Source organism: Streptomyces sp. bgisy159 (genome assembly GCF_057707805.1).
In genome coordinates, this window is record NZ_JBYIQX010000045.1 from 1 (window position 1) to 15,599 (window position 15,599).

A 15,599-nucleotide genomic window follows, 5' to 3' on the forward strand; every position below is an offset into this window, starting at 1 on the left:
CCCCCCGTCCCCCCGTGCCGCATCGGCTGTCGGGGTCAGGCCGGGGACTCGTCCGGCGTGGGATGCTCCGCGGTCGGCGGCGCGGCGCCGCGGCGGCCCGTGCCGGCCTCGTCCGTGTCGGGCACGTCCCCGTCCCCACCGTCGGCGGGCGCGTTCTCGTCGGTCTCCTCCAACCGGTCCGGCGCGCCGACCTCCCAGCGGTCGTCGCCCGGGCCGGCCTGCTGGTCCTGCATGTCCCGGGGCACCGGCGCGTCGGCCTGGCCCCCGTTGTCCCGCTCTTCGGCCACGGCGTGCTCCCTTCCTGTCGCGGCCCGGGCGGGTACCCCGCAGGCGGCGGCGCAACCTCACCCCGTGCGCGGTGCCCGCTCCTCCAGCACGGTCTGCCAGGCGGGGGCCGGACCGCCGGGCGGCGGCTCGGGCCGGCGCCCGCCGCGTGCGAAGAAGTCGGCCAGCGGCAGGATCGCGGCACCCACGGTGACCGCGTCCGGCCCGAGCCGGCCCAGCTCGACGGCGACCTTCTCGGCGGGGTGCCGCAGGGCGTACGCGACGGCGTGGCGGCGCACGGCCGACAGGAAGCCGCTGCCGAGCTGGAGTCCGGCCCAGCCGCCGATGAGGATCCGCTCGGGCTGGAAGAGGTTGATCAGGTCGGAGAGGCCGGCACCGAGGTACTCGGCGGTCTCCTCCAGGACCGCCCGGGCGACGGGGTCGGCCTCGCCGCCGCCCTCGGCCGGATGCGCGGCGGCGAGCATCGCCGTCAGGGCCGTCTCCTCGTCCGTCCCCTCGGGCGGCTGCCCGCCCTCCTCGCGCCAGCGGTCGAGGAGGGCCTCGGCCCCCGCGTACGCCTCCAGGCAGCCGAGCGCGCCGCAGCGGCAGCGGCGGCCCCGTACCCGGACGGTGAGATGGCCCCACTCGACGGCCCGCCCGTGCTCCACCTCGGGGGTGACCAGGCAGGCGCCGACACCGGAGCCGAAGAGGACGACGACCGCGTTGCGGGCGCCGCGCCCGCCGCCGAACCACATCTCGGCCTGGCCGAGGGTGCGGGCTCCGTTGTCTATGAAGTACGGCACCGTGCCGGGCAGGGAGGAACTCCCCCTCAGCAGTTCCTCCAGGGGGACGGCGTCCCAGCCGATGGTCTGTCCGTGCACGACCGCACCCCGTTCGGGGGTGCGCTCGACGATGCCGGGGACGCCGATGCCCACGCCGAGCAGCCGTTCCGGGGCGATGCCGGCGGCGTCCAGTACCTCGGCGACGCCGTCGCGGACATGGCCGACGATCCCTTCGACCTCGTAGCGCCGATGGGTCAACGGACGCTGGGCCCGGGCCAGTTCGGTGAGGGTGAGGTCGAAGAGCTCGATCCGCACCCGGGTCTCGCCGACATCGACGCCGATCATGTGGCCGCTGCCCGGCGACACGCGCAGCAGGGTGCGCGGCCGTCCGCCGTCTGAGTCGACGCTGCCGGCCTCCTCGACCAGGCCGTCGGCGACCAGGTCGGCGACGACGTTGCTGACGGAGCCGGAGCTGAGCCCGGTGGCGGGGCCGAGCTCGAAGCGGCTGAGCGGTCCGTCGAAGTAGAGCCGCTGCAGGACGGCCGTGCGGTTGGCCCGCCTGAGATCGCGTACCGTACGCCCGTTGCGCGCCGTCATGTGGCCCCCTTCGCACCCTGTCCGACCTGCAACATACCTCTGCGGGCGAGGTCCGCGCGATGATCCTCCAGCCCTTAGTTCACGGTGTGAGCCAAGAGGTGCCCGGCAGGCCTTCGGGGAGGAAATCCGATGGCTCGCGCCAACGCCTCCTCCCTACGCTGGGAACCCGAACCTAGACCCCCTAGGTTCGGGGAACTACCACGGCACTGGAGGCAACCCCCATGCGCCCGCTCACCGAGCAGGACATCCGCGACTCCTTCGTCAACTGCTCGAAGGGAGAGGCCAAGCGCCTGGCGGTGCCCCGCGACCTGGAGGCACGCCCGTGGGACGATCTGGACTTCCTCGGCTGGCGCGACCCCGGGGCGCCGGACCGGGGCTATCTGGTGACCGAGCGGGAGGGCCGCCCGCTCGGCGTGGCCCTGCGCCACCCGTCCTCGCGGCGCGGGTTCCTGCACCGCAGCCTGTGTTCGCTGTGCCTGACCACCCATCCCGGCGGCGGCGTGTCCCTGATGACCGCGCGCAAGGCCGGCGCGGCCGGCCGCGAGGGCAACTCGGTGGGGCTGTACATGTGCACCGACCTCGCCTGCTCGCTGTACGTACGCGGCAGAAAGGTCCCGCAGTCCGGAGGACGCTTCGAGGAGAGCCTCACCGTGGAGGAGCAGATCGCCCGGACGACGGGCAACCTCTTCGCCTTCCTCGACAAGCTCGACCTCTGACACCCCCGCCGGCACCTGGTCTTTTTCCGCCCCTCGTGAACAATGAAGCATCCCTTGCGGACAGCTCCCGTCCTAGAGGGACGTTCGAGATCACCGGGGACGGGGAACAGGCCACAAGATGCTGGATGTACGTGAGGGATCGGTGTCGCTCGAGCGACTGATGAGGCGGCGTCGGGACCCGGTGGTCGTGCAGACGCTGCGGTCGGCCGTGGCGGCGACGCTGGCCTATGTCGTGGCCCTGCGGCTGTCGCCCGAGGCCGCCCCGCTCACCGCGCCGCTGACCGCGCTGCTGGTCGTCCAGGTCACCCTGTACGCCACGCTCACCAACGGCATCCGCCGGGTCAACGCCGTGGTGGCCGGCGTCTTCGTCGCCATCGCCTTCAGTCTGCTGGTCGGACTGACCTGGTGGAGCCTGGCCCTGCTGATCGTGGCGGCGCTCACCGTCGGCCATCTGGTGCGCGTCGACGAGTACGTGCCCGAGGTGGCGATCAGCGCGATGCTGGTGCTCGGCGTCACCACGGTCGGCGACACGGCGTGGGCCCGGGTGGTGGAGACGCTCATCGGTGCGGTCGTGGGACTCGGCTGCAATCTCCTGCTGGCGCCGCCGGTCTGGGTGGACGAAGCCGGCGAGTCGATCGAGGGACTGGCCCGGCGGGTACGGCAGCTGATGCTGCGGGTCGGCGAGGAGGCCGCCGGGCGGACGCCCGTCGAACGGGCCGCCGCCCGGTTGCACGAGGCACGCCGTCTCGACCACGACATCGTGGAGGTCGACGCGGCCCTGCGGCAGGCCGAGGACAGTCTGCGGCTCAACCCGCGCGTCAAGGAGGGCCTGCTGCACCGGATCGTGCTGCGCACCGGGCTGGACACGCTGGAGATCTGCACGGTCGTGCTGCGGGTGCTCGCCCGCACGTTGACCGACCTCGCCAAGGAGCGCGAACCCGAACCGCTCTTCCCGGCCGAGAGCGGCGCCGCCCTGGAGCAGTTGCTGTCCGAGATCGCCGACGCGGTGGTCAGCTTCTCCGTTCTGGTCACCACCCATGTCAGCCAGAACGCCGACGCGGCGGAGGCGCGGCTGGCCGCCGAGCTGCACCAGGCCGCCACGACCCGCGACAAGCTGGCCCAGCTGCTCACGGAACAGATCCAGCGGGACGACCGCCACTGGCAGCTGCACGGCGCGGTACTGACCGAGGTCAACCGCATCCTGGACGAGCTGGACACCGAGCACCGCTCCCGCCGCCTGCTGGAGGAGCTGGACCGCTACGGACGCGAGCGGCGCTCCCGGCGGCCCCGCCTGACCCGGGCGAGGGAGTGGATTTCCAGCCATCGGTGGCGGAACCGCAAGGCGGCCGCCGGTCGTTCTATGTGAGGTGACGACGGCGGTCCGCTCGTGTGGCGGGCCGTGCGGTCCTCGGGCCGCACGACAGCGAGGGGGTACCGAGGGATGACCGACAGCAGCGTGCGCGTCGACGGGGACACACTGCGACTGCCGGGCGGTGTGGTGGTGCGGTTCGTGCGGACGCTGAGGCTGCCCGAGCAGGGCACCCACCCACTGCCGCCGGGCCTGGGCCAGTTCCCCGTCCGGCGGGTCGGCGACTACCCGGACACCGCGCCGGCCGAGTGGCTGGCGCGCGGCGGCGTGATGCTGCCGGTGTACCTGCGGGAGGCCATGTGGCTGAGTTTCGCGGGCAGCACGGAGCCCGCCGCCCTGCAGGTCGGGGTGGGCAAGGTGTGCGCGGTTTCCGGGAAGCGGTGGCGCGACCGGCTGAGCCGGCGCCCGCAGAACTACGTCGTACTGCCCCGTCAGCCCTGGCTGGACGGCATCAACTCCGGCAAGGGCACCGTGCGCCAGTTCGTGGCGGTGCCGCTGGGCCTGGGAGCGACCGTCGAGGGCCAGGTGACCGGCGAGGAGGTCTGGGGCGGGATCCAGCTGCAGGTGTTCCCGCTGAACGAGCGGAAGCGGGCCGAGTGGCGGAAGGCGGAGCGGCAGCGGGCGATGCGGCGGCCGCAGTTCGGCGGCGGGTACGGCGGTCCGCCGCCCGCCCCGGGCGGGGTGCCGATGCCCGTGGCCGCCGCCGCTCCGGCCGCCGCGCCGAGGGCCGCCGCGATGGGACTCGGAGTCGGCGGTTCGATGCGGCAGGAGGTCTACCAGGACGACCGGTCGCCGAAGGACTGGGCCGAGGAGCCGGCCGGCCGGGTCTTCGTGCACCTGGTGACCCCGCCGGAGTGGCGGCGCATCACCGGCGAGGCCCCGCCGCCCTCCCCCGTGGACCGCGCCGCGTACACGCGGGCGGGGCTGCCCTGGTTCGACTACTACGACCAGGACGGCGAGGACCTCGCCCCCACCGACACGCTGGGCGCGGTCAAGCCGGTCGGCGACTGGCTGGGCGACGACCTGGAGGCCTGGCAGCCGCCGTCCCCCGGCCAGGTGAAGCCGCTCGGGGACGCGCCGGGCAAACCGGTGCAGGACGGCGACTGGTAGGCCCACAGCGGTGATGCGGCTTTGCGCCCCGCGCGCTGCCGCGTCAAGGTGGCTGTCCGGAAGGGGACGACCGCGAGCCGAGGTGCGGACATGACCGGTGGGACACAAGAGGCGGACGCCGGCTGGAGCAGGCGCCGCTTCGTCGGGGCGCTCGGCGCCGCCCTGGCCGCCGGCGGGACGCTCTCCGGGTGCTCCGGGGACGGCGGGGAGGGGAGCCCCGCCTCGCCCGCCACACCGGACGGCTCCACCGGGCCCTCACGGCGGGCGGGTGCCTCGGCGCCGGCACCGTCCGCCACGTCCCGGTCGCCTTCCCGCCGTCCGCTGTACCTCGGCACCTACACCTCCGCCGAGGGCGGCGGCCGGGGCATCGGGACGGCGTCGTACGACCCGGTGTCCGGGCGGATCACCGGGGGTGCCACGGTGGCCGGCGTGGCCGATCCGTCCTATCTCGCCGTACACCCGGACGGCCGGACGCTGTACGCCGTGAACGAGCGGGAGCGCGGGACGGTGACCGCCGTGCGCACGGCAGACCGGAAGGTGCTGGGCAGCAGTGCCACGGGCGGCACGTTCCCGTGCCATCTCTCGGTCCACCCGGGGGGCCGCTGGCTGCTGAGCGCGGACTACGGCTCGGGCAGTGTCGCGGTGCACCGGATCGGCGCCTCCGGTGCGCTCGGCGACCGCACCGACACGGTCACGCATCGCCGGCCCGCGCCCGGGCCCGGGCAGGACGGCCCGCACGCGCACCAGTTCGTCACCGCGCCGGACGGCGGTCATCTCCTCGCCGTCGACCTGGGCACGGACACCGTCTACAGCTACCGGCTGGACGAACGGTCCGGGACCCTGCGCGAGGTGGCGCAGGCCCACGCGCGGCCCGGTGCCGGCCCGCGCCACCTGGTCTTCCACCCGGGCGGCCGGTACGCCTACCTGGCCAACGAGAACGACGACACGGTCACAGTGTGCGCCTACGACCCGGCGACGGGCCGCCTGACGATCGGCGCGCCCCTGTCCACCGGTTCCGGCGAGGGCACCAACTACCCGGCGCAGTTGGTGGTCGCGCCGGACGGCCGGCACGCCTATCTCGCCAACCGGGGCGCGAACACGCTGGCGCGGTACGCGGTGGAGGCGGCCGGGGCCCGGCTGCGGCTGCTGGGGACGGTGCCGGTGGCCGGGGACTTCCCGCGCCACCTGGCGCTGGCCCCGGGCGGGCGGCTGCTGTTCACGGCGAACCAGCGGTCGAGCACGGTCAGCGTCTTCCACGTGGACCCGTCGAGCGGCGGGCTGCGGCTCGCGGGTGAGCCGTTCGCGTCACCCGTCGCCGTCTGCGCGCTGCCGCTGTAGGGCGTGCGGGCAGCCGGCCCGCCCCGCCTGTGCGAGCAGGGCGTGCACCCGCTCGGTGAGCTGGGCGACCCCGTCGGCCGGGGTGTGGAAGGTCAGCCGTACGTCGCCGTGCGCACGGGCGCGTTCTACCCGCAGGGTCAGCCCGTGCCGGTCGACGGCGAGGGGCTGGACGCGGACCGCGCCGTGCAGGCTGTCGGGGCCGACGAGCCGGGTGAGGCGTTCCACGGCGTCGGGGTGGGCGTCGGCGAGGTGGGTCAGCAGACGGGCCTCGGCGCCGGCGAGCGGGTCGGGCGCGGCGGCGGCGAACTCGCCGCGGTCGACGACCACGGCCCCGGTGGGCTGCTTCAGCACGATCCGGGTGGCGTGGAAGGCGAGTCGGCCGTCGTCCTCGGGACGGAACCAGCCGGCGAGCCAGAGCCGGGCGCGGATCCGGGCGCGGACCGGGACCGGCGCGACGTCGGCGAACTCCAGCACGGCGGACGGCTCGCCGCGCGGCGAGCAGAGGGCGGCGGTGCGCAGGGCGCTGTCGTCGGGCACGCCCAGCAGGACGCGGCCGTCCTCGGCGGCGGTGTGCGCGCCGACGAACTCCTCGCGTCCGCCGTCCGCGGTCACCGCGCAGGACCACGCGGTGGCGAGCACGGACCGGGCCCGCTCCGCCGCGGACGGCGCGGCGGTCCATTCCTGGCTGTCACCCATCCCAGAACCTCCTAAGGTAAGCCTTGCCTAACTTATAGGAGATCGCGAGTGCAGCCAACCACCGGGCCGGCCTCGCGCGTCAGGCCAGCACCCCGAGCAGCGCCCGCGCGCACAGGTCCCGCACCTGCTCCCGGGTCAGTTCCGCCGTACGCAGCCACTCCAGGCAGACGGCCGTCGTGAAGGCCAGCCAGCCCCGCACGGCCAGCCGGACGTCCGCCCGCGCCTCGACGGCCGGTCCGAACTCGGGATCGGCGGCCAGGGCCGCGAGGATCTGGCGCTCCTGGGCGGCCAGCGCCCGCCGGTACACCTGACGCACCGTCCGGTCACCGGCGGCGTCCGCCCGGTGGAAGGCGCGGTAGCCGTGCGCGTGGGCCTGGACGTACTCCAGATACGCCTCCAGCCCGGCGGTGAGCTGTTCTCGGACCGGCACGCCCGGCACCGGGGCCGTCATCCGCAGCATCCGGTCGCTCTCGCGCTCCACCACCGCGGCGAAGAAGTCCCGTTTCGTCGGGAAGTAGTGGTACAGCAGTCCGCGTGAGACGCGGGCGATCTCGGCGACCTGCTCGATCCACACCTCGTCGTACGGACTCTCCGAGAAGAGCCGCGCCCCGACCGCCAGAAGCTGCTCACGGCGCTCCTGCGTACTGAGCCGGCGGCGGGTGCGCCCGCCCTCGTTCGCAGCCATGCCCGCACCTTACTTGACGCCGGTTCAACAAGCGCCGCAGACTGGGGCCGCTATTGAACCCGCATACAACAAGCCGCAAGCCGCCGCTGAATCAGGCTCGTTCAAGGGAGATCGCGTCATGGTGGCACCACTTCCGCGGGGGTTCCGCAGCGCCGAGCAGGGCTGGCCCGAACTGCACCGCATACCCCACCCGCCGCACCGGCTGCCGCTGCTCGGCGATGTGCTCGGCACCCACCGCGGCACCCCGGTGCAGGACTCCCTGCGCCACGCCCGGCGGCTCGGGCCGATCTTCCGGCGGCGGGCGTTCGGCAAGGAGTTCGTGTTCGTGTGGGGCGCGGACCTCGCCGCCGACCTCGCGGACGAGACGCGGTTCGCCAAGCACGTCGGGCTCGGCATCGCCAACCTGCGGCCGGTGGTCGGGGACGCGCTGTTCACCGCGTACAACCACGAGCCGAACTGGCAGCTCGCCCACGACGTCCTGGCCCCCGGCTTCAGCCGCGAGGCCATGGCGGGCTACCACCCGATGATGCTGGACGTGGCGCGGCAGCTCACCGACCACTGGGACCGGGCGGCGTCGGCGGGACGTTCCGTGGACGTGCCCGGGGACATGACCAAACTGACCCTGGAGACCATCGCGCGCACCGGGTTCGGGCACGACTTCGGCTCGTTCGAGCGGTCCCGGCCGCACCCCTTCGTGACCGCGATGGTCGGTACGCTCAGCCACGCGCAGCGGCTCAACACCGTGCCCGCGCCCGCCGCGCCGCTGCTGCTGCGCGGCGCGAGCCGCCGCAACGAGGCCGACATCGCCTACCTCGACCGCACCGTGGACGCCCTGGTACGGGCCCGGCGCGAGGGGGACGGGGCCGGCGGAGGCGACCTGCTGGACCGGATGCTGGCGACGGCCCACCCGCGGACCGGCGAGCGGCTGTCCCCCGAGAACGTGCGCCGACAGGTCATCACCTTCCTGGTCGCCGGCCACGAGACCACCTCCGGGGCGCTCTCCTTCGCGCTGCACTACCTCTCCCGCCACCCGGACGTCGCCGCCCGGGCCCGCGCCGAGGTGGAGCGGGTGTGGGGCGGCACCGCCGACCCCGGCTACGAGCAGGTGGCCAGGCTGCGGTACGTACGCCGGGTACTGGACGAGTCGCTGCGGCTGTGGCCGACCGCGCCCGCGTTCGCACGGGAGGCCCGGCGGGACACCGTGCTCGCCGGGCGGCATCCGATGCGGCGGGGCGCCTGGGCGCTGGTGCTGACCCCGATGCTGCACCGGGCACCCGACGTGTGGGGTGAGGACGCCGAGCGGTTCGACCCGGACCGGTTCGAGGCGGCGGCCGTACGCGCCCGGGCGCCGCACACCTTCAAGCCGTTCGGGACCGGGGCGCGGGCCTGCATCGGCCGGCAGTTCGCCCTGCACGAGGCGACGCTGGTGCTGGGCCTGCTGCTGCGCCGCTACGCCTTCCACGCCGACCCCGGCTACCGGCTGCGGGTGACCGAGCGGCTGACCTTGATGCCGGAGGGGCTGCGGCTGCGTCCGCAGCGGCGCCCGCCCGGGACGGACGCGACCGAGCCGGCCCCGGAGACGGTTCGGTCAGGAGCGTCCCGTCCAGTGCGCCGGACGGGAGACTGACGACGGCAGCCGGGTGCCCGCGCTCCCCCGCGCCGCGGTCACCTGCGGCTGAGTCAGGAAGAACGCGCCGCGCAGATCGGCGTCCGTCAGATCGGTGTCCCGCAGATCCGCGCCGATCAGGTCGGCGCCGCGCAGATCGGCCCCGGTGAGGTCCGCGGCGATCAGCAGGGCGCCGCGCAGGTTCGCCCCGCGCAGGTCGGCGCCCTTGAGCCGGGCGCCCATCAGATCCGCGCCCCGCCGATCCTTCTTCCTGCCGCCGGCGCCTGCCCGGGCCAGCTCGCTGACCCGCAGCAGCAGGACGTTGACGTCCTGGCGGTGGGCGGCCACGTCCAGGGCGGCCAGCTCCTCCGGGGTGCCCCGGGTCAGGGCCTCGGTCTCCTCCAGCGCGCGCCGCAACCCGGCGCGCAGCGGACGGGCCGCCGGCAGGGTGAGCGCCTCGGTGAGGTACCACAACAGTTCCTGCAACTGGCGCACCACCGGGAACACGTCGAACACGCGGCGGGCCTCGCCCCGGGGCGCGGTGCGCCAGTCCCGGCCGGCGAAGGTGACCTGCGAGACCTTCTGGCCGGCGCCGAAGCAGTCGTAGACCGTGCACCCCGTGAAGCCGTTCGTCCGCAGCCGCTCGTGGATGCCGCAGCGGTGGTCGTCCCTCAGGTTCGGGCAGGGCGTCCCGGCGTCCTTGTCGAGGGCGAAGTCCGCGGAGCGGGCGAAGGGCAGGGCGACGCAGCACAGTCCGAAGCAGTTCCCGCAGTCACCGCGCAGGTCCGCCCGACCGGTCGTCTGATCTTGCATGTCGTCCAGGATACGGAAGGCCCGGCGGCAAAAACTCACCGCCGGGAACCCGGGCCTGTGGGGGTCCTCTCATCCAGCGGAAAACAACGTCGGCTATCACTGGAGCACAGTCGACGGACGCAGGTGCAGCAGCGACGCTTCGAGGAGACCGCCATGTGCAGCCACCAGCCACCGTGCCCGCCCGCGGACAGCCGCGACCACCTGGCCGCCGTCGTGGTCCGCGCCCGTCCCGAACAGGGCTGGAGCCTGCTGTGCAACGGCACCATCGTCTTCGACGACACCGGTGAGCTGCTGCCCGACGGGCGGACGGTGGGTCGGCCGGCCGTCGCCGGCTGACCCCCCGTCCGGCGCCTCAGCGGCTGAACACCTCGAAGGCGACGGCGGGCCGGCCCCCGAACCGCTCGCCGGCCGCCCGGGTCGTCCCGGACAGGAACCCGCGTGCGTACGCCTCGGGGTCCTCGTCGGTCAACGCCTCGATGTACGTGCGGTGTTCGAGCAGGGAGGCCACGGCGCGCTCCAGGCCGGGCGAGGCGTCCACGGCGTGGGTGGGGGTGGCCGATCCGGCCACGGCGACCCAGCGGACGCCGTTCCAGGGCTCCAGGCCCCGCTCGGTCAGCTCGGGGAAGATCCAGCGGTTGCCGGCGTCGGCGGCCGCGTCCAGGGTCGCGCGGCCGACGGCGACGTGGTCGGGGGTGTTCCACGCGACACCGCCCCAGGTGTCCCGGTGGTTCAGGGTGATCACAAGTTCCGGGCGGTGCCGGCGGATCGCGGCGGCGATGTCGCGGCGCAGAGCGATGCCGTACTCGACGACACCGTCCCGGTGGTCGAGGAACTCCACCTCGGACACGCCCACCACGGCGGCGCTCGCCCGCTGCTCGCGCTCACGCAGCGGTCCGCACGCCTCCGGTGCCAGGGTGTCGATGCCCGCCTCGCCCCGGGTCGCCAGCAGGTAGGCGACCTCCCGGCCGGCGTCGGTCCAGGCGGCGATCGCCGCGGAGCAGCCGTACTCCAGGTCGTCGGGGTGGGCCACGACCGCGAGGGCGCGCCGCCAGTCGTCGGGCAGGGGCCGGAGCTGGTCGGTGATCGGCTCAGTCATGCCTCCAGCCTACGGAGAGGGCGTCCGCCGGGGGCCCGTTGCGCGCCGCCCGGACGCGTCGGCGGCGGGCGCGTCGTGCCCGGCCGCGGCGCCGCCGAGAAGGGCACGCAGCCGGCCCGGGGCGAGACCGGTGTGGTCACGCAGCGCGTGCGTCATGTGGGCCTGGTCGCTGAAGCCGAGGTCCGCGGCGAGTCGGCCCAGGTCGCGTTCGCCGTCCAGGAGGCGGTCCAGCGCGGCCGTGGTCCGCAGGTGGGCGCGGTGTCCGGCGAGGGTGGTGCCGGTGCGGGCGCGGAAGACCCGGCTGAGGTGGAAGGGCGAGCAGCCGAGCAGCGCGGAAAGGCGCGTCAGGCTGAGGGTGCGATCGGCGGCCAGGGCCTCGCGCGCCTCGTCGGCGAGCCGGCGCCGGGCCCGGTCCGTCGCGGGTGAGCCGGCGGCGACCCGGTCGGGCGCGAGGGCGGAGAACACCCGGCCTGTGAGGGCCAGGACCCGCTCCTCGACGGCGAACGGGTCGGGCGCGTGGCGGGCGGCGGCCAGCAGCGCGCGATGGCCGAGGGTGAGGGCGGGCGTGGTGAACACCAGGCCCTGCGGGATCACGGGGTCGCCGCCGAGGAGGTCGGCCACGGCGGGCTCCGAGACGACGATCTCGGTGTAGGTGTCGGCGCCGGCGGGGTGCGCGAACTGCTGCTCCCCGCCGAGCCGTTCGACGAAGACGGTGGTGGGGTCCATCAGCTGCTCCACCCCCTCGACGCGGGCCCGCACCACCCCGTGGCGCACCAGGACGAGCCCGAAGACCGGCGCGGGCCCCGGCTCGGTCCAGCCGGGGGGCGGATCCCCGCAGTACACGTCGGCGAGGGACGCGGCGTCCCCGTTCAGCAGTGTCCGGCGTGCCACGGCCATCGCGCCCACTCCCCCGGGGTTGCCCGGCCCTCGTCCCATCGGGCAAGAAGTTACAAGAGCGGGGGTTCCCGGGACAGGCACGCTTCTTCCTGTCATCAGCTCGTCGGCCGACCGGGAGGCCCCGCGGTGCGTGTGTCACGTCGGAACGTCCTCAGAGGTTCCACCGCCGCCCTGGGCGCGGCCGCGCTGCCCGCCTGGGCCGTGCCCCGCCGCTCGGGCGCGTTGGAGGTGCTGCCGCTGCTCGACGCCGCGGGACCGTTCCCGTTGCCGGCGCACCAGGCGTTCCCCGGCGTGGACGACGGCGACTGGGCGCGGGCCGAGCGGGTCGACCCGGGGGCGTTCGGCCCGGACGACGTGTGGCGGCCGGCCTTCCGCTGCTTCGCGGTACGCCGGCCCGGCGGCCGGGTCACCCTGGTCGACACGGGGGTCGGGCCGGCGGGCAGCCCGGCGTCGGGCTGGGCCCCCACGCCCGGTGAGCTGCCCGCCCGGCTGGCGCGGGCGGGGATCGGCGTCACGGACGTGGAGGCGGTCGTCCTCACCCATCTGCACTCCGACCACTACGGCTGGTCGGTGCTGCCCGACGGCGCCCCCGTCTTCCCCGCTGCCCGTTACCTGGTGCAGCGGGTGGAGGTGTCGGGGCTGCCCGCGGACGACCCGGCGCGGTCTTACGTGGTCGAGCCGCTGCGCGGGGCGGGGCTGCTCGCAGAGGTCGACGGGCGGTGCCGGGTACGCGGGCGCGGCGGGGCGCTGACCCTCGTACCGACGCCGGGGCACACCCCGGGCCACCAGTCGGTGCTGGTCGAGGGCGGCCGGGAGGAGGTGTGGATCACCGGTGACGTGCTGGTGCACGCCGTGCAGCTGGTGGCGCCGGGGACGGCGTACCGCTACGAGGCGGACCCCGGGCAGGCCCGCCGCAGCCGCCTGGCCCTGCTGGCCTCGGCGCGCCGCCGGCGCGCCTCACTGGCGACCTGTCACCTCCACCGGCCCTTCGTCACGGTGGGCTGAGTCGTCCGTGCCGCCCGCCGACGGGGGTGGCGGGCGGCACGGGCTCACACCTCGTCGCGGACGAGGGCCAGCAACCGGTCCAGGACGCGAGGTCCGCCGGTCCGGACTCCGTCGTGCTCGTACTCGTCCGTGACCCAGGTGCGCAGGCCCCGGACGGAACGGGCCGTGCGCAGGGAGTGGGCGGTGTCGACGTACATGTCGTCGTGGTAGATCGCTGCCGCGACGGGCACCTCGTTCGCGGCGAGGCGTGCCCGGTCGTAGAGGGGGGTCCAGCCGGTGTGGGCGGCGAGGCGGTCGGCGGTGTCGCGCAGGGGGCGCAGGGCGGGGTCGCAGTCGAACATCCACGGGTGGACGGTCTCGCCGGTGAAGAGCACGGGTCCGTCGCCGGCGAGGGCCTTGGCCGCGTCGAACCGCGGGAACTCGGCGCGGATCCGCTCGGCGGACCAGTCGGTGGGTCGCCCGTCCTGGCCGTAGATCGCCTCGTGGACGAGCGCGTAGAGGGGGTGGCCGGCGTACGACAGCAGGCTCCGCACCTGTTCCTGGAAGGCGTCGGAGAGTTCGGGGCCGCGCGGGGTGGTCACGAAGGCCTCTTCGAGGAGGTGGTGCAGTCGGTGGCTGCCGTCGGCCCCGCCGAGCAGGATGCCGAGGGACTGGAAGGCCTCGGCGGTGAGGCGGTAGCCGCCCGGGAGGGTGACGTCGCGGCCGAGCAGGTGGTCGGCGATACGGCGGGCCCGCTCGACGTCCTGCGGGTAGCGGGCGTAGTGCGCGGCGACCTTGCGTTCGACGCGCGGGTAGGCGGCGCGGTACACGTCGTCGGCGTGGGCGTCGAGGGAGGGCAGGCCGCCGGTGATGAGGGCGGCGGTGAGGGCTTCGGGGGCCCTTGACAGGTATGTCACCGTGCAGAAGCCGCCGAAGCTCTGGCCGAGGACGGTCCAGGGGGCGCCGCCGGTCACCTCGCGGCGGATCAGCTCGCAGTCCTCGACGATGGAGTCGGCGCGGAACCGGGTGAGGTAGGCGGCCTGTTCGGCGGGGCCGCCGCGCAGCGGGAGCGTCTGGCGGCCCGCGGGGGTGGAGTGGCCGGTGCCGCGCTGGTCGAGGAGGAGGACGCGGAACTCCCGCAGGGCGCGGCCGAGCCAGGCCTGCCGGCCGATGAACCGGTTGGCGCCGAATCCGGGGCCGCCCTGGAGGTAGAGCAGCCAGGGCAGGTTCTGGTCGGCCTTGTCGCTTGCGACGACCTCGCGGGCGTACAGTCCGATCGTCTCCCCGGCCGGGTCGTCGTGGTCGAGGGGGACGGTGAAGCGGCGGTCGGTGAGGACGACGCCGGGCTGGCGGTAGGTCGCGGTCAACGGGGCTCCCGGAGCGGTGGGTGGGCAGGCCGCGTCCCAGTTCAGCACAGGCGCCGGACGGGAGCGGTCCGGGGAGTTCCGCCGCGTGCGCCGCCCGGCGGCCGAGCGCGACGGACGGGCGCGACGGACGGGTACACCGGATGGGCGCGGTGCCGGGGAACCGCTGACCGGGCGCCGGGACCTGTCAGCGCGCGGAGAGGCTGGAGTGGCGGACCACCAGTTCCGGCTGGAGCACCACCCGCCGGTGTTCGTGCGGCCGCTTGCCCTCCCCCTCCTCGGTCTCCTCCAGGAGCAGTTCCGCGGCCAGGGCGCCCATGGTGACGGCCGGCTGGCGGACGGAGGTGAGCGGGACGGCCGCCGCGGCGGCGAACTCGATGTCGTCGTAGCCGACGATGGCGAGGTCCTCGGGGACGCCGACGCCGGCCGCGTACATGGCCTGGAGCACGCCGAGGGCGAGCAGGTCGTTGGCGCAGAACACGGCGGTGGGGCGGTCGGCGAGGCCGAGGAGGCGGGCGCCGGCGTCCCGGCCGGCGGCGACGTCGAGGCGTTCGGTGGGCAGTTCCCGCAGGTGCTCGGGGCCGAGACCGGCCTCGGCGAGCGCGTTCAGGGCGCCGGTGCGGCGGTCGCGGACCTGGTTGAAGCCGGGCGGTCCGCTGACGTACGCGAGGGAGCGGTGCCCGGCGTCGAGGAGGTGCCGCACGGCGAGGGCGCCGCCGGCGACGTCGTCCACGGACACCGAGCACTCGGTGGTGCCCTCGGCGACCCGGTCGACCAGCACGAAGGGGATGCCGTGCCGACGGAAGGAGTCGATGTTGCGGCCGGTGGCGTCGGCCGGGGTGAGCAGCACACCGCGCACCCGCTGCTCGGCGAAGAGGGAGAGGTACTCGGCCTCCTCGCTGACGCTCTCGGCGCTGTTGCAGACCATCACGCCGAGCCCGGCCTCGCGGGCGGCCCGCTCGGCGCCACGGGCGACGTCCACGAAGAAGGGGTTGCCCATGTCGAGGACCAGCAGTCCCATGATGCGGCTGCGGCCGGCGCGCAGCTGGCGGGCGGACTCGCTGCGGACGTAGCCGAGCCGGTCTATCGCGGACTGCACGCGGGCCCGGGTCTCGGTGGCGACGGTGTCCGGGCGGTTGATGACGTTGGACACCGTGCCGACGGACACTCCGGCGGCGCGGGCGACGTCCTTGATACCCACCGACTGGGCCATCGGGCAGGGACCTCCGGGGGGACGAGGGGCGACAGGACGAGCCTCACATTACCGTCGGGCCGCCCCACA

16 protein-coding genes are annotated in these 15,599 nt (G+C 74.8%); 7 read left to right on the forward strand and 9 right to left on the reverse strand.

All coding sequences use genetic code 11. The features are described 5' to 3' along the window. Positions 1 to 35 precede the first annotated feature (35 nt). Positions 36 to 287, reverse strand: coding sequence for a hypothetical protein (locus AC3ET3_RS30020; protein ID WP_432138201.1), 252 nt, complete (start codon positions 285 to 287; stop codon positions 36 to 38). A 57-nt stretch (positions 288 to 344) separates the two neighbouring features. Further along, entirely contained in the window at positions 345 to 1,643 is a 1,299-nt protein-coding gene (locus tag AC3ET3_RS30025) for an ROK family transcriptional regulator (protein ID WP_432155254.1), read from the reverse strand. A 221-nt stretch (positions 1,644 to 1,864) separates the two neighbouring features. On the opposite strand from AC3ET3_RS30025, the gene AC3ET3_RS30030 reads away from it, so the two are divergent. The 4 genes from AC3ET3_RS30030 (at position 1,865) to AC3ET3_RS30045 (ending at position 6,176) form a co-directional block, all read left to right on the forward strand. Further along, a complete protein-coding gene (locus tag AC3ET3_RS30030; protein ID WP_432138199.1) occupies positions 1,865 to 2,359 on the forward strand; it encodes an FBP domain-containing protein in 495 nt (164 codons plus the stop codon). A 118-nt stretch (positions 2,360 to 2,477) separates the two neighbouring features. Beyond that, positions 2,478 to 3,725 (forward strand): FUSC family protein, encoded by a 1,248-nt coding sequence (locus tag AC3ET3_RS30035; RefSeq protein ID WP_432138198.1) that lies wholly within the window; start codon positions 2,478 to 2,480, stop codon positions 3,723 to 3,725. A 75-nt stretch (positions 3,726 to 3,800) separates the two neighbouring features. Continuing rightward, a complete protein-coding gene (locus tag AC3ET3_RS30040; RefSeq protein WP_432138197.1) occupies positions 3,801 to 4,838 on the forward strand; it encodes a hypothetical protein in 1,038 nt (345 codons plus the stop codon). Between the two features lie 90 nt (positions 4,839 to 4,928). After that, positions 4,929 to 6,176: a lactonase family protein gene (locus tag AC3ET3_RS30045; protein WP_432138196.1), complete on the forward strand. Its 1,248-nt coding sequence runs from the start codon at positions 4,929 to 4,931 to the stop codon at positions 6,174 to 6,176. Here the strand turns inward: AC3ET3_RS30045 and AC3ET3_RS30050 are convergent. Both AC3ET3_RS30050 and AC3ET3_RS30055 read right to left on the reverse strand, forming a co-directional pair. Beyond that, positions 6,144 to 6,872, reverse strand: a complete 729-nt coding sequence (locus AC3ET3_RS30050; RefSeq protein WP_432138195.1) for a DUF2470 domain-containing protein — start codon at positions 6,870 to 6,872, stop codon at positions 6,144 to 6,146. The genes AC3ET3_RS30045 and AC3ET3_RS30050 overlap by 33 nt on opposite strands. A gap of 79 nt (positions 6,873 to 6,951) precedes the next feature. Then, a complete protein-coding gene (locus tag AC3ET3_RS30055) occupies positions 6,952 to 7,557 on the reverse strand; it encodes a TetR/AcrR family transcriptional regulator (protein ID WP_435613228.1) in 606 nt (201 codons plus the stop codon). 118 nt (positions 7,558 to 7,675) lie between these two features. On the opposite strand from AC3ET3_RS30055, the gene AC3ET3_RS30060 reads away from it, so the two are divergent. After that, positions 7,676 to 9,184: a cytochrome P450 gene (locus tag AC3ET3_RS30060; RefSeq protein ID WP_435613229.1), complete on the forward strand. Its 1,509-nt coding sequence runs from the start codon at positions 7,676 to 7,678 to the stop codon at positions 9,182 to 9,184. Here the strand turns inward: AC3ET3_RS30060 and AC3ET3_RS30065 are convergent. Beyond that, entirely contained in the window at positions 9,146 to 9,976 is an 831-nt protein-coding gene (locus AC3ET3_RS30065) for a pentapeptide repeat-containing protein (RefSeq protein ID WP_432138192.1), read from the reverse strand. The two genes, AC3ET3_RS30060 and AC3ET3_RS30065, sit on opposite strands and share 39 nt — an antisense overlap. A gap of 153 nt (positions 9,977 to 10,129) precedes the next feature. Between AC3ET3_RS30065 and AC3ET3_RS30070 the strand changes: the two genes are divergently transcribed. Further along, positions 10,130 to 10,312 (forward strand): DUF5999 family protein, encoded by a 183-nt coding sequence (locus AC3ET3_RS30070; protein WP_432138206.1) that lies wholly within the window; start codon positions 10,130 to 10,132, stop codon positions 10,310 to 10,312. Positions 10,313 to 10,328: 16 nt separating this feature from the next. Here AC3ET3_RS30070 and AC3ET3_RS30075 read toward each other — a convergent pair whose 3' ends face one another. Continuing rightward, entirely contained in the window at positions 10,329 to 11,072 is a 744-nt protein-coding gene (locus AC3ET3_RS30075; RefSeq protein WP_432138191.1) for a PIG-L deacetylase family protein, read from the reverse strand. A 9-nt stretch (positions 11,073 to 11,081) separates the two neighbouring features. Then, positions 11,082 to 11,969 carry a helix-turn-helix domain-containing protein gene (locus AC3ET3_RS30080; protein WP_435613230.1) on the reverse strand — a complete coding sequence of 296 codons (888 nt, stop codon included), beginning with the start codon at positions 11,967 to 11,969 and terminating at the stop codon, positions 11,082 to 11,084. Positions 11,970 to 12,095: 126 nt separating this feature from the next. Between AC3ET3_RS30080 and AC3ET3_RS30085 the strand changes: the two genes are divergently transcribed. Continuing rightward, positions 12,096 to 12,974: an MBL fold metallo-hydrolase gene (locus tag AC3ET3_RS30085; RefSeq protein ID WP_435613231.1), complete on the forward strand. Its 879-nt coding sequence runs from the start codon at positions 12,096 to 12,098 to the stop codon at positions 12,972 to 12,974. 44 nt (positions 12,975 to 13,018) lie between these two features. Here AC3ET3_RS30085 and AC3ET3_RS30090 read toward each other — a convergent pair whose 3' ends face one another. Then, complete coding sequence (locus AC3ET3_RS30090) at positions 13,019 to 14,320, reverse strand: alpha/beta fold hydrolase (RefSeq protein ID WP_432138188.1); 1,302 nt, start codon at positions 14,318 to 14,320, stop codon at positions 13,019 to 13,021. Positions 14,321 to 14,504: 184 nt separating this feature from the next. Beyond that, the gene (locus AC3ET3_RS30095; RefSeq protein WP_432138187.1) at positions 14,505 to 15,530 is read right to left on the reverse strand and encodes a LacI family DNA-binding transcriptional regulator; all 1,026 of its coding nucleotides are present in this window, start codon (positions 15,528 to 15,530) and stop codon (positions 14,505 to 14,507) included. Positions 15,531 to 15,599 lie beyond the last annotated feature (69 nt).